Here is a 23,099-nt window from a genome sequence, read left to right on the forward strand (position 1 = left end):
ACGCGCTTCTCATCAGGGCATGACGCTCCCGATAACTTTTCGGTAGTGACCGCAACCTCGCCCGTGGGCGAAACGTCCTCCGGACAAGATCCACGAGCGCACGCGCGGTTTGGGGGACGTCATGAGCACCATCACGAGACGCGGGATCAGCGCACTGGGGGCGGGGGTGCTCGCCGTCACGGTCGCCGTGCTGCCGGCCACACCGGCATCCGCCGCCGGCGGACTCGACCCGTCGTACGGAACCAACGGCACCGCTGCCGTGAGGATCACGGAGTGGGGACTCTCGCCGGGCTGGATCCTGCCGGGGTGGAACGACGGCGCGATCGTCGTCGGCGGCGACACGAAGTACCTCGGCGGAGATCCTTACGACGTCGAGACCCTGGGAGTGGCGACTCTGGCCAGCCTCACCAGCACCGGTGCGATGGACCGGTCGTTCAACTCCGGCGCCGTCAGGGCGATCGACCCCGAGATGGGGTACGTCATGGATCCCGGCACCACGGTGGTCGGCGCGGCGGTCGACCCGAGGAACGGTTCGCCGTTGGTCGCCACCCAGCACATCACCCGGCCCGGGCGCATCACCAAGCTCGGCCGGACCAGTGGGCAGGAGTGGAGCGTCGAGACAGCGGACGTGGGAGCGATCGCGGTCCTGGCCGACGGGCGGGTGCGCTACTGCGCGACCCGTGTCGGGTCCGGCACGGTCCAGAGCTTCGTGGGCGGACTCACTGCCGACGGCGAGCCTGACCCGGCGGTCGGCGCGAACGGCCTGCGCCCGCTACCCGCGATCTTCGGGTTCTGCAAGGCGATGGCTGTGACACCCACGGGCGCGCTCGTGCTGGCGTCGAGCACCGACAACGCCCGCAGCCGGATCATCGTCGCACGAACGAACGCGACGAGCGGCGTCGTCGACACGACCTTCGGAAAGGGCGGCACCCAGGTCATCGGCGCCGTCAACCGCGACTACAAGGTCAGCCGGGTCGCGATCGGCGCGGACGGCGCCGTCTTCCTGCTCGGGCAGTTCACCGACCTCAACCCGGACGGGTCCGGTGGTGAGGCCAGGGTCGCCCTGCACAAGCTGGGCCCGGACGGCACGGGGATGCCGGGATTCGGGTCCGGTGGTCTGATCAGGTACGGGGTCGGCTACTTCGTCCCGGGCGCGCTGACGATCGCACCGGCCGGCAAGGTCGTGGTCAGCATCAACAACGGCTCTACGGGGTCGGCCAAGGGGATCCTCTACCGAGTGACCGGGGCGACCGGTGCGCCGGACCCGGCGTTCGGAACCGGCGGCAGGGTCATCCCGCCCGGTCCCGTCGTCGACGCGAGGATCACCTCGTCGGGAAAGCTGCTGACCCTCGGCGTCAAGGGCGGCGCCGCTGACTACCAGACGGTCCTGCAGCGCCGCTACGGCTGACGAACGCGTCGTTCTGGCCTCTGTAACGGGCCGGGCGTCAGGGTAAAAGGATCTTGCGCCCGGCTCGCCGGCTCCGGCAGCATGCGTCCATGCGCTCGAAGTGAGATCTGCACGCGTTCCTCGGGTCCGCGCCTCGTCGAGGTTGCTTGACGGCGAACGGGCTCGCGTCAGCCTCTCTTCGACAGGACCTCAGATGCGCGCCGAATCCGGCATCCCCGAACATCAGATCCGCCCCTACCAGCGCAGCGACGCCGCGAGTTGGCTCCGCTGCCGCCTGCTGAGCTTCTTCTCCACCAACTACTACGACGACGTTGCCGTCGAACGCCCCCGCTACGCAGCCCCCGCGATCCAGCGGGTCGCCGTCGTCGATGAGGCCGTCGTCGGTCTGATCGACGTCGCGGTGGCGGGTGCGAAGGCCACCATCGAGGTGCTCGCCGTCCATCCCGAGCACGCACGACGCGGGCTCGGAACCGCCCTCCTGCACTCGGTCCTCACCGAGCTTCGAGACGCCGGTGCCGTCGAGACACTCGATGTGTGGACGCGCGAGGACGTGCCCGCGAACCGGTGGTACCTCCGTTCCGGCTTCACCGAGGCGTTCAGCTACCTGCACGTTTACAAGAGCCACGAGGATGACGCCGCGGGATTCCAGAGCCCGGCCGGGTTGGACCCGCCGCTGACGGCGTTCGTCCACGCACCGCGGGAGCGGGAGGCCGAACTGCGACGGCGGTTCCGGCGGGTCTACGTCTGCCGGCGCTACGTACGGGCGCTGCGAGGAGGTGCCGCGACATGCGACACACCCTGACCGCCGGAGTGCAGGTCGAGATCACGACGGTCGCGGAGCGTCCGGAGCCATCGAGGTACCACTTCGATGCCGGTCCCTGGGGCGAGTTCATGCGATTCAACCGCGTTGCGGAGGCGTACTTTCTGCAGGCGAGACAGGTGTTCCCGGAGATCTGCTTGCTCGCGACGACGGACGACGGGACGGTCGTGGCCGACGGGCAGGCGGTCCCGCTCGCACTGGGCGGACCTGGGCGTGCGCGGCTTCCCGACGGCGGATGGGAGCAGGCCGTCGTCTGGGCGTTCGCCGACCAACGACGGGGTGTCCAGCCCAACGCCGCCTGCGCCCTGAACATCGCCGTGGCGGCGTCGCTTCAGGGACAGGGCCTGTCCCGCCTGATACTCGCGGCGCTTCGCGATGCCGTCCGCGACGCGGGCCTGTCCACCCTGGTCGCGCCCGTTCGACCGACCTGGAAGGACCGCGAGCCCTGGACGACGATGGGGGAGTACGCGGCGCGGGTGCGCACCGACGGTATGCCGTACGACCCGTGGCTGCGCACCCACGTACGGGCCGGTGGCGTGATCGTCGCGGTGGCGCCGACGTCGTGGGTGATCGCCGCGACGCTGGCCGACTGGCGGGCGTGGACGGGACTGGCGTTCGACGCGGACGGTGAGGTGGAGGTGCCGTACGCGCTGGTCCCGGTGCGTTGCGACACCCGCGCCGGGCACGTGACCTATGTCGAGCCGAACGTCTGGGTCCGCCACGACGTCGGCTCGTCCCGTCCCCTCCTGGCGGCGGGGGATTCGGAGCGACAATGAGAACTTGACCCTGACACGGTGTCAGGCCCGACCGTTGGACGTGCCATGTTCAGTATCGGAGACTTCGCCAAGCTCGGCCGCGTGTCGGTCCGGATGCTGCGGCACTACGACGCGCTCGGGTTGCTGTCCCCGGCCGTCGTCGACCCAGCGACCGGCTACCGGCTCTACGAAGCCGACCAGCTGCGCCGGCTCAACCGCGTCGTCGCTCTCAAGGATCTCGGTTTCACCCTCGAACAGGTGGGCGCGATCCTCGACGACAAGGTGAACGCCGAGGAGCTACGCGGCATGTTGCGCCTGCGCCGTGCTCAGCTCGAGGCGCAGATCTCGGCCGACACCGACCGGCTCACCGGCGTGGAGGCGAGGCTCCGGATGATCGAGACGGAGGGTCGAATGCTCACCGAAGACGTCGTCCTCAAGCACATCCCGGCGGTCCGGGTCGCGGAGTTGGCCGCGCTCGCCGCGAGCTACGAGGGCAAGGACATCGGACCAGTCATCCAACCGCTGTACCCGCGGCTGTGCGAACTGCTCGACGCGGCGGCGGTGGGCTGCTACGGGCCGTCGATCGCCTACTACGAACCGGCGCCTGAGGTGTCCGAGGAGGCCGTCACCGTGCACGCGGCGATGACGGTGTCGGTCGGACCGGATCCGGCGTACGACTTCGCGATCCTGGACCTGCCGGAGATCGAGTCGGCAGCGACGATCGTCCATCGCGGTTCTATGGACGAGGCGGACCGGAGCATGCAGATCCTGGCTCGCTGGATCGAGGACAACGGCTACCACATACACGGCTATGCGCGTGAGGTCTGCCTGGAGTTCGACCCGCAGGATCCCGACAAGTGGGTGCACGAGTTCCAGGTCTCCGTCACCCGTGGTTGACGCGACTCGCGGTTGACGGGGACGCGACGTCGGACCCGCCCGCCAGGTCAGGCGGGCGGGTCGTCGTCGCCCAACGGGTGCAGGTCGGTCGGTGTCAGCGTCCAATGCAAGCCGTACTTGACACCACGGCGATCTCCCTTGCCCGGCGCGAAGTACTCCGCCACCAGGCTGGTCAAGCGTTCCCTGAACTCCGCGGCCTGCTCGAGGGAGAGCCGGCCGCCGTGCTCACCGCCTGCCTGCACGTAGGTGTCGCCGAACATCCCGGCCGCGGCGTCGGCGAACGCCTGCCGGAAGTCGTACACCGTCTGGCCCGGCATGGTCGTTCCCTCCGGCACCGACGACGGGCCGGCGAGCAGTCGGCTTCCCTCGGGCGTACGGGTCCACCTTCCCCCAGTCACGACGACCCGGCCGCTCGCCTCGAGCTTGCGGAGGTACCACAGCACCCGGGCGTTGTTGACTTCCAACTGTGTCGCGACCTGCTCAACGGTCCTGGGCGAGTCGAGGGTGCGGAGGATGTCGCGCGGAAGCGCCGAACCATCCCAGGACGTGTCGTCGGAGGTCACCTGGTCGCCCGCTTCGGTTTCGGCCATCCGGACATCGTAGGGACGGGCCGACCGCGGTTCGGTCCTGTCGCCCGGGTCGGACACCCCCTTCGTGGCATGGCGTGCGGAGACGGTCTGTGATGTCATCCTTCGATAAGTCACGACCGTGGAGTCTCACCCGGGGCGAGGAGGCTGAACCGTCATGGACGCCTACACGATCGCGTTGTGCGATGTGCGCCGCGAGGACGTCGCCGCGGCCGGCGCGAAAGGAGCCAACCTCGGCGGCCTGATCCGGGCCGGCTTTCGGGTACCCCCGGGATTCGTCGTGACGACCACGGCCTACCGGGACTTCCTGCACTCGGCGGGACTGCATGCCTGCGACCCGGCGGAGACCTGTCAGCGGATCCCGAACGCCGTGGTCCCCGACCAGATCGTCGAAGGCGTGCTCGACGCGTTCGGCAACCGCGGTGCGCGGGCCGTCGCGGTCAGATCCTCCGGTACCGCCGAGGACCTCGCCGACGCCTCCTTCGCCGGCCAGTACGACACGTTCCTCGACGTCGCCGGAGAGCAGGCCCTGATCGATGCGGTCCGGTGGTGCTGGGCGTCCCTGTGGACCCCACGCGCCGTCGCCTACCGCCGGCAGCGAGAGTGGAGCGACGACGTCTCGCTCGCGGTCGTCGTCCAGGAGATGGTGGACGCGGAGTGGGCGGGCGTGCTGTTCACGGCCGACCCGGTGACCGGCCGACGGGACCAGATCGTCGTCGAGGCCGTTCGCGGGCTGGGGGAGAAGCTCGTGTCGGGCGAGGCCACGGGGCAGCGGTACGTCGTGTCGAAGGACTCCGCCGCCGGAGTCCTGTCCGCTCCGTCGGACGACGATCTCCCGCCCCGGCTGATGGCGCAGCTGGCCAGGGCCGCCCGGGAGGCCGAGCGGCATTTCGGCGGCCCCCAGGACCTCGAGTGGGCCTACGCCGAGGGGGAGTGCGCGCTCCTCCAGGCCCGGCCGATGACCGCGCTTCCGGACGAACCGGCCGAGCCGGCCGAACCGGCCGAGCCGGCGTCCGTCAGGAGCGGACGCGGACGCTCCAAGGGCCTGACGAGACGGGCCGCGATGGCGGCCGACCACGTACCCTTCCCGCCGTACCCGATGGACAACTCCCTCACTGTGCGGCCCGTCGTCCGTGGACTGGTGCGCATGATGGCTTCCGCGGGGTTGGCCGCACCGGCGGCCGAGGATCTCCTCACCGAAGTCGCCGACGGTGTTCTCCAACTCCGGCCGCCGGCGATCCGCTTCACCCCACGGGCCGTCGTCCGGCTGCCGGCCGGGTTGCCACGCCTGGTGGCGACGATCCGGACTCAGCCCGAACGCTGGATGGCGCACTACCGGACGACGTTGCTCCCGCTGCTGGAACGCGTCGATCAGGTCGACCTCTCCACCTGGTCCGACGAAGCGCTGCTCGACCACGTCGCGGAGATCCAGCGCGCCCAGGGCCGGTTGGTGGCCTCCCGGTTCGGCGCGGCGGTTCCTCGGGTGCTCGCCGACCGCGTCGTCGCCGTGCTGCTCTCGCTGACGCTCGCTCCGGCGCGAGCCCGGGCCAGTCACGCGGATCTGATGTCGGACATCCCGAGCGTCACCCGAACCGTGAACGACGAACTCGACCGGCTGGCCGCCACGGTCGAGGCGACGCCCGAACTCGCCGAGATCTACGACCGCACGGAACCCGACGCGATACCCCGCCGGCTCGCCCGGACACAGGTCGGGACGGCGTTCCTCGAGGAGGTGGGCGGGTTCCTGCGGCACTACGGCTACCGGCAGCCCACCATGTCCATGGCGGGCTTTCCGACGATGGGGGAGACCCCCGCCGTGGTGCACCGGCTGGTGAAGGCTCTGGCAGGCCGGAACGCGGCTGGACGCGGCAAGGAAGGCACCGGCCGGAACCGGTTCGTCGCCGTCCGCGAGGACCTGCGCCGGGAGCGTTCGGCGCGGGCGCGGGCGCTCGTCCCCCTCGTCCTCGCGATGACCCGCCTCGCGCGGACGGGCACCAGCTTCCGCGAGGACAGTCACGCCTTCCTGTTCATGCGTCCGGCGGCCGCACAGCGTCGGCTGCTGCTGGAACTCGGCAGGCGGTTGGTCGACCGCGGGACGCTCGCGAGCGCGACCGACATCTTCTTCCTGGAGTTCGACGAGGTACGTCAGGGAGCCGAACGCGCCGGGGAGGTTGTCGAGCGGCGTCGATCCGCCCGCAACCGCGTCCTGCCCACCTACCGGGTTCTGCCCGACCGGAGCCCGCCGGACCCGACGACGGCGGACGGACGATCCGAGGTGTCCCGGCCAGCCCGGGTACGGTGGCGGGCACGGTCCGGATCATCCGGGACGAGGAAGGGTTCGGCGACCTCGCCGCCGGTGAGGTACTGGTCTGCGCGTTCACCAACCCCGCGTGGACCCCGCTGTTCGCGCTCGCCGGCGCGGTCGTCACCGATGCGGGCGGGGCGGCCTCCCACGCCGCGATCGTCGCCCGTGAGTACGGCATCCCGGCTGTCATGGGTACGGGTATGGCGACCAGCCTGCTGCGGGACGGCCAGCGCGTGTCCGTCGACGGGACCCATGGCACGGTGACACCGCTGCCCGGTCCGACGGGACTCGCGGAACCCGGCTGACCCCACCGTCCGCACGGGCACCGAGAGTGGGCATACGCCACAGCGCGTACATGCACCCCGGAAGCGGTGATTCGGGCGGTCCCGGCAGCGGCTCGCCCCCTACAGTGGGGCGTATGGGGTTGGTTCACGCTGTCGGCTTGGTGCTCCACCCCGAGCGCGACGCCTCGCCGGCGATCGACGCCGTGGTGAAGTGGGCCCGCGCTCGCGACGTGGACGTGCTCGGCCTGACCGAGGAGGTCGGGCGCCTTCGGTGTGGTGCGACCCCGATCGACGCCGTTGAGCTCGCCGACCGTGCCGACCTGCTCATCAGCCTCGGTGGCGACGGCACGATGCTGCGGTCGATGGCGCTCGTCACGGGACGTCGCACGCCGGTCCTCGGTGTCAACCTCGGCCGGCTGGGCTTCCTCGCCGAGATCGACGTCGGTGAGTTGTCCGAGGCGCTGACGGCGATCGACGAGCATCGCTACACGGTCGAGCCGCGGATGGCCATCCGCACGATCCTCCCGAACGGCGCGGCGGTGACCGCGTTCAACGACATCGCCCTCGTCCGGGTGCCCGGGCACGGGTCGGCGGCGGTGGCGATCTCCGTCCTCGGCCGCCCCTTCGTCCGCTACTCCGCCGACGCGGTTCTGGTGGCGACGACGACCGGGTCCACGGCCTACAGCTTCTCGGCCGGCGGACCGATCGTCTCTCCCCGCGTGGACGCCGTCCTCGTGGTGGCGGCGGCCGCCCACTCGACCTTCGACCGGGCGCTCGTCCTGCCGGCCGATGAGCAACCGTCCCTGGAAGTGCTCCCGGTCAGCGGACGGCTGGCGGTCGAGGTGGACGGCCGGGTGGCGGGTTACGCGGTGCCCGGTGACCGACTGGACGTCACCACCGTACGGGCGGCGGCCCAGGTCATCCGGCTCGGTCGGGCGAGCTTCTACGAGCGTGCTCGGCGCAAGCTTCAGGTCAGCGGCAGCCTCGAGGTCGAGTAGCTCCGACGGCCCGTCGCGTTGCCGAATATTGACATCAGTGGCGAAGCGGTTGACCGGTTATAACAAGGCGCGGCAAGCTTCCGTCAAGAGGAAGAATAATTTCGCATCCTGGATACGACCTCTCGCATTCCCTTCGGCGATGACGCCGAGGTCTCTCGTCAAACCACCGCCCCGCCCGCCCGGAGGAGACCTCTCATGGATCCGTCGTGCCTGCAACACCGGCTTACCGACGAGGAACGCAAGACCTTCGAAGAGACCGGCATTCTGCAGATCGAGAACGCCATCTCGCCCCAGCAACTGGCTGACCTGACAGCCGCGACCGACGCTCTGCACGAGCGCCAGCTCGCCGCCGGCAAGGCGAAGCCGGACGTGGCCATGTTCTACCCGAACTTCATCCCCGTGGACCAGGTCTTCGCCGACCTGGTGGACTACGACCGGATCCTGCCCAAGGTGTTGGACATCCTGGGCTGGAACATCTACCTCTACCACGGCCACCTGATCGTGACCCCGCCCTCGGGCCTGGAGAAGACGGACAAGACCTTCGGATGGCACCAGGACTCCGGCCGGGTCAACCGCGACATGGAAAGCCCACGGCCGCGCCTGTCCATCAAGGTTGCGTACTTCCTCTCCGACACCAGCGAAGAGGGACGCGGCAACTTCTGGGTCGTCCCGGGCAGTCACCACACCGACAGCCTGGAGATCCCGGACGGTAAGGGCCAGCCCGAAGGAGCCGTCCCGGTGCTCGCCAAGCCCGGCACCGCGGTCTTCTTCGACCGTCGCCTGTGGCACGCGGCCAGCCCGAACTGGTCCAACGTCACGCGCAAGGTCCTCTTCTACGGCTACGGCTACCGCTGGATCCGGACGAAGGACGACATGACAGTCCAGGATCTGTGGCCCACCAGCAGCCCGATCCGTAAGCAGCTGCTCGGCTACGGCGTCAACGCCAACGGCCACTACTCGCCGTCCGAGGACGACGTGCCGCTGCGTACCTGGCTGCAGGAGCACAGCCCCGAAGACGGTCAGTGAGCGGTGTGCGGGGTCACCTCGAAGAACCGAGGTGACCCCGCACTCGTCAATGAAGTCTCACCGAACCGTCACCGCACGAACCTCACGTCGGGATGGCGTGGCGAGGGCCCTTCGAGCAGCCGCTGCCGTCGGTGGCGCAGGTGCTGGTCGAAGAAGGCCGGCAGGTAGGCGCGCAGCGAGTCCACGACGCGTGCCGGATCAACCGTGCCGAGGGTGCTGGTGACCAGCGCCTCCGGAAGGTCGAAGGCCGCGGCGAGCCGCGGCAGCAGCGGCTCGTGGTCGGTGAAGGTCATGTGCTCTCCCTCGGGCACGTGCAGGTCGAGCTTCCACCCGGTGGAACGCTCCCAGAACCGTCCCCAGTCCACGGCCCCCAGATGCGTGTGCGGCGCGCCGTCACTCAGGCCCGCCCCCATCAACAGGAACGGCCGGTCGAGTCCACGTTCCACGACCTGCCCGAACTCGCCTCGGGAGAAGCTGTAGGCCATGCTCCCGTCGAGGTTGGCTCCCGCGTCGACGCGCCGGTCGACCAGCATCGTCTCGCCCGTGGTGAACCCGCCCGCCGAGTGGCCGAACATCCCGATCCGCGACAGGTCGAGGGCGTGGTGGAGTCCAGCCGGTAGCCGCCGACCCTCCGCGTCGGGGTTACCGCCCGCGGCCAGGACCGCGAGCTGGTCCAGCACGAACCGGGTGTCCTGGACGCGCATCTGGATGAGCAGGCGGTTGAGCTCGGTCGGGTCGATCGCCGGTACCTGAAGCTTCTCGACCCGCCCGAACGGAAACTCCACCTCGTTCGCCTCGAAGGTGTGGTCGATCGTGACGACGACGTACCCGCGACTCGCCAGTTCCTCGACCAGCAGCGTCCCGAGGGTTCGCGGTACGCCACGTCCGGGCGAGAAGAGCACGACCGGGTTCCCGCGGGCGCCGGTCCGAACCGGCGCCTCGGACGCGGCGTGGGTGGTGATCCCCGTCCAGTCCACCTGGCCGGGCGCCAGGCCGAGTTCGGCCTCGGTCCGCGTCGCGAACGCGGCCGCGGCGTGTGGCCGCATGTACGGCGCGAGCGGGTGGCGCCGGCCCGGCCGGGCCGGGTACCACACGCTGACCATCAGTTCCCGCACACGACCCGCCACCAGCGGATCGGGCCGGGTGTGGTCGACGAGGTGGAGTTCGGTCGTCCCGACCGGGATCGGTCCGGTCGGCCTGGGCAGTTCGAGCCTGAGCGGGCCGGCGCCCCTCGGTGCGGTGAGCAGGGCCGGGCGTGACGTGGTGGGCAGGGACGTCGAGGGCAGGAACGTCGAGGGTGGCGCGGGGCTCGCGGAGGCGGTGGGGCCGTTCCCCGAAGTGATCGGCACCAACGCGAGGGTGAGCCCGCCGAGCAGACTTCGACGGCTGAGAGTGCGCATGGCCGGAACGCTCCCAGCGAACACCGCCGGGCGCCTCACCCGAAGGTCGATGGCTGGTTCGACGAAGGTGGCAGCGGATCGGCTGAGATCACGGCCCGCAGGTAGGCGGTGGCGGTGTCGCGGGTGCGGATCACCGCCGGCAGGACGACGTGCTCGACCTCGCGGTAGGGGTCGTCGCTGCCGATCCTGCCGGCGAGCAGCCGCATCGCCTTCCGGCCCATGTCGTAGGAGGGGAGGACCGCGGCGACCGCGGTCAGCGGCAGGATGTCGTAGGGGCCCGCGTCGTCCATGCCGGCGAGGTCGACCTGGACCGGGATCTCGACTCCCAACTGGAGCAGGGTGTTGGCGGCCGCGGCGAGGACGTAACCGTTGGAGCACAGGAAGACGGTGGGCGGCTCGGTCGAGCCGAGGAGCCTGGCGAGAGCGGCACGCCGTCCGGCGTCCGGAAGTGTCTGGAACGACTGCAGCACGGTCAACTCAGGCACGACCGGGAGCCCGTGGTCGCGCAGTGCGTGTTTGTGGCCGGTCAGCCGATCCCGGACACTCGTGCACTGCGTCTCCCCCCACAACGTGCCGATCCGGTGATGGCCGCGGTCGATCAGCTCCTTCGTCAGCTGGTAGCCGACGGTGAAGTTGTCCACGATGACCGCGTCGGTGGCGAGGTCGGTGCGGTAGCGGTCGACGAGCACGAGCGGTACCCGCCGACGCCGAAGCTCATCCACCAGGTCGCCGTTGACCTGTCCCTCGACCGGATAGAGCACGACGCCGTGCGCGTGCGTGTCGACGGCCTGCCGCAGGGCGCGGCGTTCGCGTTCGGCGGAGGCGTCGGACTCGCTGAGATACATGCGGTAGTCGAGTTCGGAACACATCGACTCCACGCCCTTCACCAACTGCGAGACGTGCGGACCCTGCAGGCCGTGGACGACGCAGGCGATGCTGCGGTCGGCCCCGGTCGGTGCGGGCTTGGGGGTGTCCTGGTCCGCGACGTAGGTGCCCTTTCCCCGGCGGCGGATCAGCACGCCTTCGGTGACGAGGTCGTTGAGGGCACGCACGGCGGTGGTGTTGCTGACGGAGTAGCGCTCGCAGATCTCCCGCTGGGTGATGAACGGCGCACCCGGAACGTAGTCGCCCCGGACGATCGCCGCACGGATCTCTCGCTTGATCCGGTCGTAGAGCGGCGCGGGTGACCCGGGATCGTCCATCACGCCTCCATCACGCCTGCCTGCTCCGGTCGAACGGAACGCCCTGGGCCACACGCTTTTTGACATGTCAAACGGTTGCCGGTGACCGTAGCACACGGATTGCCGGCTTTTTGTCCGTCCATTGACATGTTAATAACGCATTACTACGGTGCGCCGTAAACGCTTTCCTACCTGTCGTGCGACCGCTCTCGTGTGCCCCGGACCACCAGGTCCCACACGGGCCGCGGCACGACGCGCAGCATTCGCGAGCGACGCCGAAGCGATCCCGCCGCAACGATGCCGAACCGCGGGCCGGCTTCGTGAGACACCGCAGTGGCAGTGCAGTCAACGCCTGTCCAGCAACGGGTTCGACCACGGATCCGGTACGGCCAGGGCAGTTCCCGAGCAGCGGTCAACAGCGTCCAAAAACGGTCGTGACGATGGTTTGGGAGAGGTGAGATGCGCAGGATCCGTTCGGTTCTCGGCTATCTCATGGCGGCCGCGGTCGCCGCCACGGCAGCACTGGTCGCGGCACCACCGATGCCGGCCGGTGCCGCCGACGTACGTGAGGTGATCGGTCACTTCGAAACAGGCTCGGAGGGATGGGCACTGGGACTGGGGAACGAGTTTCCCGGCGCCCGGGGCGACTTCCAGTTCGACACCGCCGACGCGCACGAGGGTGAACACTCCGGCCTGCTCTCCGGTGACTTCAGCGGTGGCGGTAACTACGTCGAGGTGAGCCGGCCGGTCGGGCTCGACATCACCTCGCTGCGGTTCTGGACGAGGTCGGCCGACCTGGACCGGCTCGTGGTCCGGGTGTTCGACTCCACCGGTCAGGCACACCAACAACAACTCCCGCTCGCGGCGGGCGGAGCCTGGCAGCAGCTGGAGGTGACCAGGTTCGACGGGGGCGTCGGGTACTCCCACTTCGGCGGCGCCAACGACGGCGTCTGGCACGCACCGGCCCAGCGGGTGACCTTCATCCTCGACCGAGGACGCCTCCTCGGCGGCCGGACGAACGGCACAGTGCGCTTCGACGACGTGAGCGTGACCACGCAGGCCTCCGACCTGGACCTGCGACCGGTCCAGCCGGGCAACGTCTTCGTGGGTTCGGAACCCAGCCGGATCTCCGTCGTCACGAACGGCGACGCGCTGAGCTGGGAGGCCTACGACTTCGCGGGGAGCCGGGTGGGTGGTGAACGAACGGCCGTGGAGCCGGGCGAAACCACGCTGACCCTGCCGATCCAGCAGCCCGGCTACTACCGGCTGACCGTGACCGCCGAACGGGACGGAGCCGTCCTCGCGACGCGTGACACCACCTTCGCCCGACTGACACCGTTCGACACCGCGGGTCTCGCCGACTCACCCTTCGGCATGGCGGCACACATCTCGGGCACGTCGAACCTCGGCATCACCGCGCTGATGGCCAAGGCCGGGGTGAAGAACCTCCGCGAGGACGCGTTCTGGAACTCCATCGAGGCCACGAAGGGCAGCTACGGCTTCCAGCGCTACGACGCGCTGCAGTCCTCCGTCGAGGACGCGGGCATGCAATGGCTGCCGATCGCGGCCTACACCAACCCGTTCTACGACAACAACGCGACGCCCTACACCGACGCGGGCCGAGCGGGGTTCGGTGACTTCGCCGCCGCGACCACGAAGCACTTCGACGGCCAGGTGAAGTGGCTCGAGGTCTACAACGAGTTCAACATCCCGGGCTTCGGCGACCAGGGTGGCGGACCCGCCGACAACCGTGCGGACTACTACTTCCCGCTGCTCAAGGCGACCTACGAACGCGTGAAGGCGCAGACCCCCGACGTCACCGTCGCCGGCGCGGTCACCGCCGGCGTGCCCCTGGACTGGCTGGAGGAGCTGTTCAAGCTGGGCGGCCTGAAGTACATGGACGTGGTCTCGGTCCACCCCTACGTCTACCCGGCCGTGCCCGAGCTGGCGGCGAAGAGTCTCGCCGACCTCCAGGACCTCATCAAGCGCTACAACGGCGGCAAACCCAAGCCGATCTGGATCAGCGAGCAGGGCTGGCCCACCCACACCGGTGGGAACGGCGTCAGCGAGTCGACGCAGGCGTCCTACATCGTCCGCAGCCACGTGGTGGCGTTCTCCCAGGGCGTCGAGCGGTACTTCTGGTACGACTTCATGAACGACGGTCTCGACCCGGCCTACAACGAGAACAACTTCGGCATCGTCCGCAACACCTCCGACCCGGCGGGGGCGTGGACGCCGAAGCCGGCGTTCGTCTCCTACGCGACGATGACCCGGCAGCTGACCGGTGCGACGTTCGACCACCAGGAAGACCTCGGTTCGGGAGTGTCGAGCTACGTCTTCACCAAGGACGGCGAACCCGACCGCGTCCTGTGGTCCACTGATCCCACCGTGGTCACCGTGCGGACGGACGACCCGATCACGGTGACCGACCTGACCGGCGTGGCCAAGACCTACACACCCCAGGCGGGGCAGGTTCATCTGTCGCTGTCCGGTGACCCGATCTACGTCGCGGGTGACGTCGAGGTGAGCGTCACCGGCAAGTTGTCCTTGACGGCCGGCAACGGCGGTCAGGCGGTGCTCGGTGAACCCGTTCCGTTGACGCTCACGATCGACACGACCAAGGCGCCACAGGCGCCGGTGCGGGGCACCTTCGAGATCGCCGGTGCCTCCGTCCCCGTCTCGGTGCCGGCCGGAACGAAGGCGGAGATCCCGGTGAGCGTGCCGGCGCAGTCTCGGACCGGTCCGCGCGACCTCGTGGGTGACCTCGTCGTACGCGGTCGAGCGATGGCCCGGCTCGACGTCCGGGTCGAGGTGACGCACCCGTTCGGACTCAGCGCCACCCACGTCCTGAAGGAGGGCGCCGACGTTCTCACCGTTGCCGTCACCAACCACGCGAGCCAGGCCCTGTCGGTGGAGGCGGTGTCCTGGAAGATCGGTGACGCGACGGGAACGATCGACCTGCCCGAGGCCGTGCCCGGCCGCTCGACCCGAACGGCCGACGTACCGCTCGGCGACATCCCGAAGGGCCAGGCGTACCCCCTCGAACTCCGGCTCAGCTCGCCCGGCCTCAGCGAGGTCGTGGTACGGGGCAAGGTCTCCTTGCCGGAGAGCGCGGACGTCCGCGCGCTCGCGCACAAGTCGATCACGGTCGACGGGGTACTGGACGACATGAGCGGCGTACCCGGGATCGACCTCGCCGCCGAGGGTCAGGTCGAGATGCCCGGTTACGGCGGTACGGACGACCTGAGTGGCACCGCCTGGTGGACCTGGGACGCGGACAACCTGTACCTCTCCGCGCGGATCCACGACGACACGCACGCCCAACCGGCGACCGGCGACCAGATCTGGTCCGGTGACGGGTTCCAGTTCACGGTCACCGGGGGCCTGCCGGGGGAGAGCACGACCTGGTACGAGTACGGCGTCGCCCTGACGGCGCAGGGGCCGCAGGCGTACCGGTGGTTGTCGGCACAGGGGCCGGCCGGGCCGGTCACCGACGTCGATCTGAAGGTGACCAGGGACGACGCCGCGGACGAGACCGTCTACGAGCTGGCGATGCCGTGGCAGAAGGTCGCACCCTTCGACCCTGACCATCGACTGATGAGCCTGTCGTTCCTCGTCAACGACAACGACGGTACGGGGCGCAAGGGCTGGATCGAGTGGGGCTCGGGCATCGGCGGGTCGAAGGACCCGGAGCTGTTCAGGCCGGTTCGGCTGGCCGACGCGTCCTAGCCCGGGGTCCACTGGTGGGGAGTGCCTCCGGAGTTGTGGGCCTGAGGCACTCCCACCCCGCGTTCTGGCCGTTCACAATTGAGGTGGAGGCGAGGCGACGCGCCGGTTCGTCGGCGCCTCGAGGCGACGTCGTCCTTCGGTGTGCGGAGCCCTCGGGGGTACGCGGGGAGGTGACCGCGCGATGGCAGACGTGGACGAGCGGCGAATCGTCGTGGGCGTCGACGGTTCGGAGGAGTCCAGGGCCGCTCTGGGCTGGGCCGTGCGGCAGGCCCGGTTGACGGGCGCGGTGGTGGACGCGATGGTCGTCTGGAAATATCCGTCGACGTTCAACTATGACACTCCTTTCACCGACGCGGACTTCGCCGCGTGGGCGAAGGAGTCGCTGTCCGGCTGCGTCGACGACGCTCTGCACGCCGGACCACCGGTGGAGGTGCGGCAGACGGTGGAGCACGGTGATGCCGCCAAGGTCCTGCTGGAGGCCGCGCGCGACGCGGACCTCCTCGTGGTGGGAAACCACGGGCACGGCAGCTTGATCGCGGCGCTGCTGCGTTCGGTCGCCCGCGAGTGCGCGCACCGCGCGAGCTGTCCGGTGGTGTTGGTGTGTCGCCAGAAGCGGGGCCAGGGCGAGGTGGGCGGCCTCCCATGATCGGAGCACCGGCGCCGTGCGGTGCCCCATGGGGGACGCCCTAGAGTTGGGGCACATGCGGATATGCGTCTTCTGTGGTTCCTCACCCGGACTGGTCCCGGCCCACGCCGAGGCCGCCGCCGACCTCGCTCGGTTGCTGGTCGGCAAGGGGATCGGCATCGTCTACGGCGGTGCGAGTGTCGGGATCATGGGCGTACTCGCCGACGCGGCCCTCGAAGCCGGTGGTGAGGTCATCGGTGTCATCCCGGCCCACCTGAACGACTGGGAGGTCGCGCACGGCGGTCTCACGCAGCTGCACGTGGTCGACAGCATGCACGAGCGCAAGGCGCGGATGGCCGACCTGGCCGACGCGTTCGTCGCGTTGCCCGGTGGTGCCGGGACGATGGACGAGTTGTTCGAGATCTGGACGTGGTCCCAGCTCGGCCTGCACAACAAGCCGGTCGGACTGCTCGACGTCGCGGGCTACTACCGCCGCCTGGTCGAGTTCCTCGACGACATGGTGGAGGCGGGGTTCCTGCGACCCGCCGGCCGATCTGCGCTCATCGTCGCCTCCGACCCTCAGGTGATGCTGGAGCGGTTGGGCGCCGCCTGAGTCCCACGACGGCAGTACAGGAACTGTTGGGTCTCCGCTGGGGTGTCCTCGTGCTCGGGCGCGTAGGTGCGGTGGCGCTGCTCCACGACCTCGAAGCCCGTGGCCTCGACGACCGCGCGGAGCTGGTCGTGGGGATAGCCGGTGAGCCGTACGGGGCTGCCGAGGAACGGCAACTCGACGTCGTCCAGGTCAGCCTCGACCATCGCCAGCATCAGCAGGCCGGCGGGCGTCAGCAGACCGTGCAGGAGCCGCAGCGCGGCCATGATCTGGCGCCGCGGAAGCATCAGCAGTGAGAAGAACGCGACCACACCGTCGAAGTGCCCCCAGGTTTCGTCGAGATCCATGACGTCGGCCTGGTGGAACGACGCCTCCGGCACCGCCGCCCGAGCGAGGTCCAGCATCCCCGCGGAAATGTCGATCCCGGTCACCCGAAGGCCGGCGTCGACCAGCTGACGGGCCGTGGGCATCCCGGTGCCGCATCCCACGTCGAGCACCCGGCTGCCCGGCTCCAGCCGAGCGGCCAGCCACTCGCCGGCGGCGAGTTGCTCCTGTTTGTGCGGGAAGGCCTCGTCGTAGCGCGCTCCGATCCGGTCGAAGGCCAACGCCTGCGCGGACCGTCGCGCGTCGCGCGCGTTCGTCGCACCGCCTGACGGTGCGTCCTCGGGTGGGCCGGTGTCGGCTGAGGTCGGGTCCGTCGTCATGCCCACGATCCAAACACGACCGGCCCGCGCATTCCACGACCGGCGTGCGGTGTGGCGAACGCGTGTCCGCGCCGAGGCGCGGATTCGCCCATCCACCAAGAAGATGCCCGGTCTCGGGCACAAAGTCGTCCGGCTTTGCCCATACGGTGCTCCCGCGGTTGACGCCCCTTCGCGACGCCCACTACTACAGGACCAGACCTGAACTGCGGAGGCAGGGTGACCACGACACAGACCCGAACCGACCGGCCGGCGGTCAGAACGCCGGCAGCGCGACCGCAGCGCTCTGTGTGGGCACAGATGTGGCGGGAGCGCTGGATGTACGCGTTCATCCTGCCTGGCTTCGTCTTCTTCGTCGTGTTCCGCTACATCCCGCTGCTCGGCAACATCGCCGCCTTCCAGGACTTCTCTCCCTACCTCAGCTTCAGCGGGAGCACCTGGGTCGGACTCCAGAACTTCGTCAATCTCTTCACCGATCCCGACGTCGCCATCGCGCTTCGGAACACCCTGGTCATCAGCCTGTTGCAGATCATCTTCGCCTTCCCGGCCCCGATCGCACTGGCCCTGCTGCTGAACAGCATCCTGAGCGATCGGATCCGCCGCTTCATCCAGTCCGTCGTGTACCTTCCGCACTTCATCGGCTGGGTGATCCTGATCTCCTTGTGGCAGGAGGTTCTGGGCGGTGCCGGGCTGGTCAACCAGGTCCTGCAGAGCCTGGGGATGGGCACGATCGACGTCATGTCCAACCCCGACTTCTTCAAGGTGCTCGTCGTCCTCCAGGTGATCTGGAAGGAGATCGGGTGGGGAACGATCATCTTCCTGGCCGCGATCACCCAGATCGACCCACAGCTGTACGAGGCGTCCGTCGTCGACGGTGCCGGCTCCTGGCGACGGATGTGGCACGTGACCCTGCCGGGCATCGTCAACGTCATCGTCTTGTTGCTGATCCTGCGCCTGGGCAGCGTCCTGACGGTCGGGTTCGAGCAGATCCTGTTGCAGCAGCCGGCGGTGGGTGCCGACGCGGCACAGGTTCTGGACACGTTCGTCTACTACCGCGGCGTTCTCGGCGGTGACTGGGGCATGTCCACCGCCGTCGGGCTCGTCAAGGGACTGATCGGCACGATCCTGGTGATCGGCGCGAACCGGCTGGCGAAGCGGGCCGGCACGGGAGGGGTGTTCTGATGGCGTCGACCGCGGTGCGGCCACCATGGATGGAGAAGCCGTCCGGTGCGACCCAGACGGTCAAGACCGTCGTCCTCGTCCTGCTCACGATCGTCATGCTGCTGCCGTTCGTCTACGTGGTGGCGGTGAGCTTCTCCTCACCTGAGGACGTGCGCGAGGGTGGGTTGATCCTGTTCCCCACCAACCCCACCCTCGGGGCCTACGACGCGGTCCTCGGCGGCAGCAGCGTCGTCGGACGCTCGCTGGTGGTGAGCCTCGGGGTGACCCTCGTCGGCACCGCTCTGAGCGTGGTGATGACGATCCTGATGGCGTACGGCCTGAGCCGAACCCGCGACGTGCCCGGCAGCAGGTTCATCCTGATCCTCGTGCTCGGCACGCTGCTGTTCGGCGCGGGGATCATCCCGAACTTCCTGCTGGTCAAGCAGTTGGGACTGCTCGACACCTACGCCTCGCTGATCCTGCCGGGTGTGATCAGTGCCTTCAACCTGGTCGTGATCCGCAACTTCTTCATGGAGATCCCACAGGAGCTCTACGACTCCGCCCGGATCGACGGCGCCAACGAACTGCAGATCCTCGCCCGCATCGTCCTGCCGCTGTCCAAGGCGGTGATCGCGGTGATCGCGCTCTTCTACGCGGTGGCGTACTGGAACGAGTTCTTCAACGCACTGCTCTACCTGAACGACACCTCCAAGTGGCCGGTGCAGCTCGTCCTGCGGCAGTTCGTCCTGGAGGGCTCGCCACTCGCGGACGCGGTGCGGGAGCAGGCAAACACGCAACCACCGCCGGCACAGACGATCCGGATGGCCGTGGTCGTCCTCGCGACCGCACCCATCCTGCTCGTCTATCCCTTCGTGCAGAAGTACTTCACGAAGGGCGTGTTGACCGGCGCGGTCAAGGGCTGAGGGAGGCACGGCATGGAGGGCCTGAGCCGGCGGCGGTTGCTCGCCGCGGTCGGGATGGGAGCCGCGGGGGCCGCACTGGGCGGATGCGCCGGCGGTGCGGCAGAGGGCGGGTTCCGACGCAGCCACCCGCTGCGGCTCCCGTTCGAGGCGCCGCAGCCGAACGTCGAGGGCGCGATCCCGAGCGGAACCGACGGTGTGCCGACCGCCTACCGCTCCTTCGTCTCGCCGCCGTACCGCTCGGTCGCGTCCCCGCCCGGCAGTGGCGGGACGGTCACGACGTTCCAGATCCTCTACGGGCCGCCGCCCCCTCCGGTGGACGAGAACCCCTGGTGGCAGGAGCTGAACAAGCGGCTCAACGTGCAGATCAAGCCGATCCTGGTGCCGGACGCCTCGCTCGGCGACAAGCTGCAGACGATGATCGCGAGCGGGAACCCGCCGGACCTGACCTACGTGCACCTCGGGGTCGCCCCCGCCGCAATGCGGGTGATCCGGCAGGGCGCCTTCACCGACCTGACCCCCTACATCGGGGGAGACGCGGTGAAGGAGTTCCCGAACCTCGCCCGGCTCCCGACGTACATGTGGCGCAACTCCGCGATCGAGGGCGGTCTGTACGGCGTGCCGCGGGTGATCCCGATCGTCAACGGCACCATCGGACTGTACCGCCGCGACTGGGCACGCAAGCTCGGCTATCCGGAGCCGCCGAAGAACGCCGAGGAGTTGCTCGAGCTGTTCACAGCGTTCTCCAAGGGCGATCCGGACGGAAACTCGAAGGTACAGACGTGGGGTCTCGGCAACATCGACACCAACCTGGTGCGACAGATGTTCCGGGTGCCCAACGGCTGGCGCCGCGAGTCGAACGGGCGGCTCGTCAACGCGATCGAGACCGACGAGTTCGAGGAGTCGCTGAAGTATCTCGTGCGGATGTGGAAGGCCGGGGTCTTCCATCCGGACGCGCCGAACCTCGAGTTCTCGAGGGTGCAGGACCTCTACATGGCCGGCCGCACCGGACTCTTCGGAGGCGGCTACATCCCGCTGTTCGGCCGCACCGGCACCCGCGGCTCCCTGCGCAAGACCTTCCCTACGGCCGATCCGTACCCCCTCCTCCCGCCCGGCCATGACGGCGGCGACCCGCAGATGCTCCAGGGGCCCGGCTACTTCGGCTTCATGTCCATTCCCTCGAAGGTGGGTGCGGACGAGAAGCGTGCCAAGGAACTTCTGCGGATCCTCGACTACTACGCCGCGCCGTTCGGCAGCGAGGAGTACGTCTTCATGACGTACGGCATCGAGGGCAAACAGTTCAACTACGACGACGACGGAAGCCCGGTGGCGATCGACGACGACCGCGTGGCCAACTGGGACACGTTGAGCTACATGTGTCAGACGATGGAGAACGCGTTCTACTACCCGGGCGCGCCCGAGGACGCCGTACTCGCGCAGCAGACCCTGAAGCGGGCCGTCGAACTCTCGGTGGCCGATCCCACGCTGGGACTCGTCTCCAACCTCGCGATCAGCCGGAACGCCGCGCTCTCCTCGTACAACGACGACCGGCAGACCGGCATCGTGACCGGGCGCGAACCGCTCAGCGTGCTGGCGGAGTGGCGCAGGGGCTGGCGCGAGCGCGGCGGCGACAAGATCCGCGAGGAGTACCAGGAGGCGCTCGCCAGAGCGCAGGGATGACCCGCCCGACGTCGCGGTCGCCGCCCAGGGCGACCGCGGCGCGTCGAACGTTGCCCACCTAGCGTAGTTCGTGGTAGAAAATCTTCGCACTTCGGTCAGGGCCGTTACACCAGTCCACCCGTGCCCTTCTCGAGCCGACGTACGCCGTCGACGCCCCATCGCACAGTCGCGCGGACACCCACGAACACCAGCCGGGAGGGGAACGGCTTTGGCAACCACAGCCAGCGCTTCGGCGACCGCCGCGGCACGGGGAGAGGGCCCACAGGCGCCGACCCGTTGAGTCGTCGAAGACGCAAGGAACACTTGCTTTTCCTGGCGTTCGTGGCACCCAACATCGTGTTGCTCGCGGTCTTCTCCTACTGGCCGATCATCTACAACGGCTACCTCAGTCTCACCAGCTGGGACCTGCTCTCACCGACCAAGACGTTCGTCGGCCTGGCCAACTACGTCGACATGTTCACCGATCCCGACTTCCGTGCCGTGCTCTGGCGGACGCTCTACTTCTCCGGCGGCATCGTCGTGGTCAGCATGGTCGCCGGACTGGCGGTCGCCCTGTTGCTCAACCAGAAGTTGTGCGGCACCCACGCCGTCCGCACGATGGCGTTCGCCCCTCACATCGTGAGCGGCGCGGCGATCGGCACGGTGTGGCTGTTCATCTTCGATCCGACGTACGGCCTGCTGAAGGCGATTCTCGCGCCGTTCGGCATCGGTTCCCCCGCGTGGATGACCGACTCCGCCTGGGCGCTACCGGGCCTGGTCATCGTCTATCTCTGGAAGACGATCGGCTTCGTCGCGGTCGTCTACCTCGCCGGAATGCAGGGCCTCCCGGCCGACCTGTACGAAGCGGCGAAGATCGACGGCGCCGGCGCGTGGACACTCTTCCGGCGACTCACGCTGCCTCTGCTCTCGCCGGTGACCTTCTTCGTCGCGGTCACCGCGATCATCGGGAGCTTCCAGGCGTTCGACGTGATCGCCGTGATGACCGACGGTGGTCCGGGCGGCGCCACCAAGATCCTGTCCTGGTACATCTACGAGCAGGCGTTCCGAGCCTTCGACGCGGGCCACGCGGGCGCGGCCTCGATCGTCATGTTCGTGATCCTCCTGCTCATCACCGGCGCGCAGGCGCGCTTCATGGAGCGGAGGGTCCACTACCGATGAGCACCGGCGAAGCGGTGGCCGCGCCCCGTGGAAGCGCGACCCTGGCGCGGTTCGGCAAGTACGCCTTGCTGGTGATCGTGGCCTGCGTGTCGATCCTGCCGATCTACTGGCTGCTCTCCTCCTCGGTGAAGCCGGCCGACGGCATCTACCAGTTCCCACCCGACTGGATCCCGATGCGGCTGCGGTGGAGCAACTACGCCGAGGCCTGGCGGTCGGCACCGTTCGGCAACCTGTACCTCAACTCCGTGCTCGTCACCGTCGTCGGCACGTTCGCCCAGATCACCGTCGCGGTGCTCTCGGCCTACGCGTTCTCCTTCCTGCGCTTTCCCGCCAAGCGGTTGCTGTTCCTGCTGTTGCTCGGCGCGATGATGGTGCCCGGCCACGTGGTCCTATTGCCCAACTACATGACGATCGCCCAACTCGGCTGGGTCAACACCTATGCCGGCCTGATCGTCCCCGGCCTCGGCAGTGTGTTCGCGACGTTCCTGCTCCGCCAGCACATGCTCACCCTCGACCGCGCCGTCCTCGACGCGGCCGAGGTCGACGGAGCCGGACATCTACGGATCCTCTGGAACGTCGTCCTTCCGATGTCGCGCCCGATGATCGTGACGGTGCTCATCATCGCGCTCGTCGACAAGTGGAACGACTTCATCTGGCCGCTCATCACGACCAGTGCGGCGACGATGCGGACCCTGCCGGTCGGTCTGTTGATGCTGAAGAGCGACGAGGGCTACACCAACTGGGGTGCGGTCATGGCGGCCACGGTGTTCGTGGTGCTCCCCGTGCTGGTGGTCTTCTTCTTCGCCCAGCGGCACATCATCGCCGGACTCACCCAAGGCGCGACGAAGGGCTGA

The 23,099-nt window shown here is 68.8% G+C and carries 19 protein-coding genes and 1 pseudogene; 16 read left to right on the forward strand and 4 right to left on the reverse strand.

From position 1 onward, the window contains the following. The first annotated feature begins 121 nt into the window (after positions 1-121). The 4 genes from HEB94_RS31335 (at position 122) to HEB94_RS31350 (ending at position 3,880) form a co-directional block, all read left to right on the forward strand. The gene (locus HEB94_RS31335; RefSeq protein ID WP_192753209.1) at positions 122-1,408 is read left to right on the forward strand and encodes a hypothetical protein; all 1,287 of its coding nucleotides are present in this window, start codon (positions 122-124) and stop codon (positions 1,406-1,408) included. A gap of 193 nt (positions 1,409-1,601) precedes the next feature. Further along, positions 1,602-2,210, forward strand: a complete 609-nt coding sequence (locus HEB94_RS31340; RefSeq protein WP_192753210.1) for a GNAT family N-acetyltransferase — start codon at positions 1,602-1,604, stop codon at positions 2,208-2,210. Next, on the forward strand, positions 2,195-3,004 hold the full coding sequence (locus tag HEB94_RS31345; protein WP_192753211.1) for a GNAT family protein: 810 nt from the start codon (positions 2,195-2,197) through the stop codon (positions 3,002-3,004). Before HEB94_RS31340 ends, HEB94_RS31345 begins: the two co-directional genes overlap by 16 nt. A gap of 45 nt (positions 3,005-3,049) precedes the next feature. Then, positions 3,050-3,880, forward strand: a complete 831-nt coding sequence (locus HEB94_RS31350; protein WP_192753212.1) for a MerR family transcriptional regulator — start codon at positions 3,050-3,052, stop codon at positions 3,878-3,880. Between the two features lie 47 nt (positions 3,881-3,927). Here the strand turns inward: HEB94_RS31350 and HEB94_RS31355 are convergent, their stop codons facing one another. Then, the gene (locus HEB94_RS31355; RefSeq protein ID WP_192753213.1) at positions 3,928-4,470 is read right to left on the reverse strand and encodes a hypothetical protein; all 543 of its coding nucleotides are present in this window, start codon (positions 4,468-4,470) and stop codon (positions 3,928-3,930) included. Between the two features lie 154 nt (positions 4,471-4,624). On the opposite strand from HEB94_RS31355, the pseudogene HEB94_RS54850 reads away from it, so the two are divergent. The 4 genes and pseudogenes from HEB94_RS54850 to HEB94_RS31370 all read left to right on the forward strand — a co-directional run. Continuing rightward, a pseudogene (locus HEB94_RS54850) lies at positions 4,625-5,452 on the forward strand (PEP/pyruvate-binding domain-containing protein); the annotation flags it as partial. Between the two features lie 1,313 nt (positions 5,453-6,765). Further along, positions 6,766-7,077: a PEP-utilizing enzyme gene (locus HEB94_RS54855; protein ID WP_420481550.1), complete on the forward strand. Its 312-nt coding sequence runs from the start codon at positions 6,766-6,768 to the stop codon at positions 7,075-7,077. Positions 7,078-7,190: 113 nt separating this feature from the next. Beyond that, entirely contained in the window at positions 7,191-8,054 is an 864-nt protein-coding gene (locus HEB94_RS31365; RefSeq protein ID WP_192753215.1) for an NAD(+)/NADH kinase, read from the forward strand. 195 nt (positions 8,055-8,249) lie between these two features. After that, a complete protein-coding gene (locus tag HEB94_RS31370; protein WP_192753216.1) occupies positions 8,250-9,080 on the forward strand; it encodes a phytanoyl-CoA dioxygenase family protein in 831 nt (276 codons plus the stop codon). A gap of 68 nt (positions 9,081-9,148) precedes the next feature. Here the strand turns inward: HEB94_RS31370 and HEB94_RS31375 are convergent, their stop codons facing one another. Both HEB94_RS31375 and HEB94_RS31380 read right to left on the reverse strand, forming a co-directional pair. Beyond that, entirely contained in the window at positions 9,149-10,480 is a 1,332-nt protein-coding gene (locus tag HEB94_RS31375) for an alpha/beta hydrolase family protein (RefSeq protein WP_192753217.1), read from the reverse strand. A 35-nt stretch (positions 10,481-10,515) separates the two neighbouring features. Further along, complete coding sequence (locus tag HEB94_RS31380; RefSeq protein ID WP_192753218.1) at positions 10,516-11,682, reverse strand: GntR family transcriptional regulator; 1,167 nt, start codon at positions 11,680-11,682, stop codon at positions 10,516-10,518. Between the two features lie 438 nt (positions 11,683-12,120). On the opposite strand from HEB94_RS31380, the gene HEB94_RS31385 reads away from it, so the two are divergent. The 3 genes from HEB94_RS31385 to HEB94_RS31395 all read left to right on the forward strand — a co-directional run bounded on the left by HEB94_RS31385 (position 12,121) and on the right by HEB94_RS31395 (position 16,628). Continuing rightward, positions 12,121-15,390, forward strand: a complete 3,270-nt coding sequence (locus HEB94_RS31385) for a sugar-binding protein (RefSeq protein WP_238361686.1) — start codon at positions 12,121-12,123, stop codon at positions 15,388-15,390. Between the two features lie 181 nt (positions 15,391-15,571). Beyond that, on the forward strand, positions 15,572-16,036 hold the full coding sequence (locus HEB94_RS31390; protein WP_192753219.1) for a universal stress protein: 465 nt from the start codon (positions 15,572-15,574) through the stop codon (positions 16,034-16,036). A gap of 55 nt (positions 16,037-16,091) precedes the next feature. Beyond that, complete coding sequence (locus tag HEB94_RS31395; RefSeq protein WP_192753220.1) at positions 16,092-16,628, forward strand: LOG family protein; 537 nt, start codon at positions 16,092-16,094, stop codon at positions 16,626-16,628. Here the strand turns inward: HEB94_RS31395 and HEB94_RS31400 are convergent. Beyond that, positions 16,595-17,329: a class I SAM-dependent DNA methyltransferase gene (locus HEB94_RS31400; protein WP_192753221.1), complete on the reverse strand. Its 735-nt coding sequence runs from the start codon at positions 17,327-17,329 to the stop codon at positions 16,595-16,597. The genes HEB94_RS31395 and HEB94_RS31400 overlap by 34 nt on opposite strands. Before the next feature lie 216 nt (positions 17,330-17,545). Between HEB94_RS31400 and HEB94_RS31405 the strand changes: the two genes are divergently transcribed. From HEB94_RS31405 to HEB94_RS31425, 5 genes are all read left to right on the forward strand, one after another. Next, a complete protein-coding gene (locus HEB94_RS31405; protein WP_337918072.1) occupies positions 17,546-18,508 on the forward strand; it encodes an ABC transporter permease in 963 nt (320 codons plus the stop codon). Next, entirely contained in the window at positions 18,508-19,410 is a 903-nt protein-coding gene (locus HEB94_RS31410; protein WP_202896656.1) for a carbohydrate ABC transporter permease, read from the forward strand. Before HEB94_RS31405 ends, HEB94_RS31410 begins: the two co-directional genes overlap by 1 nt. A 12-nt stretch (positions 19,411-19,422) precedes the next feature. Continuing rightward, positions 19,423-21,087: an extracellular solute-binding protein gene (locus tag HEB94_RS31415; RefSeq protein WP_192753222.1), complete on the forward strand. Its 1,665-nt coding sequence runs from the start codon at positions 19,423-19,425 to the stop codon at positions 21,085-21,087. Positions 21,088-21,408: 321 nt separating this feature from the next. Continuing rightward, the gene (locus HEB94_RS31420) at positions 21,409-22,245 is read left to right on the forward strand and encodes a carbohydrate ABC transporter permease (RefSeq protein ID WP_337918073.1); all 837 of its coding nucleotides are present in this window, start codon (positions 21,409-21,411) and stop codon (positions 22,243-22,245) included. Then, entirely contained in the window at positions 22,242-23,099 is an 858-nt protein-coding gene (locus HEB94_RS31425) for a carbohydrate ABC transporter permease (protein WP_192753224.1), read from the forward strand. Before HEB94_RS31420 ends, HEB94_RS31425 begins: the two co-directional genes overlap by 4 nt.

The organism is Actinopolymorpha pittospori, from assembly GCF_014873875.1.
GTDB classification, from domain to species: Bacteria; Actinomycetota; Actinomycetes; order Propionibacteriales; family Actinopolymorphaceae; genus Actinopolymorpha; species Actinopolymorpha pittospori.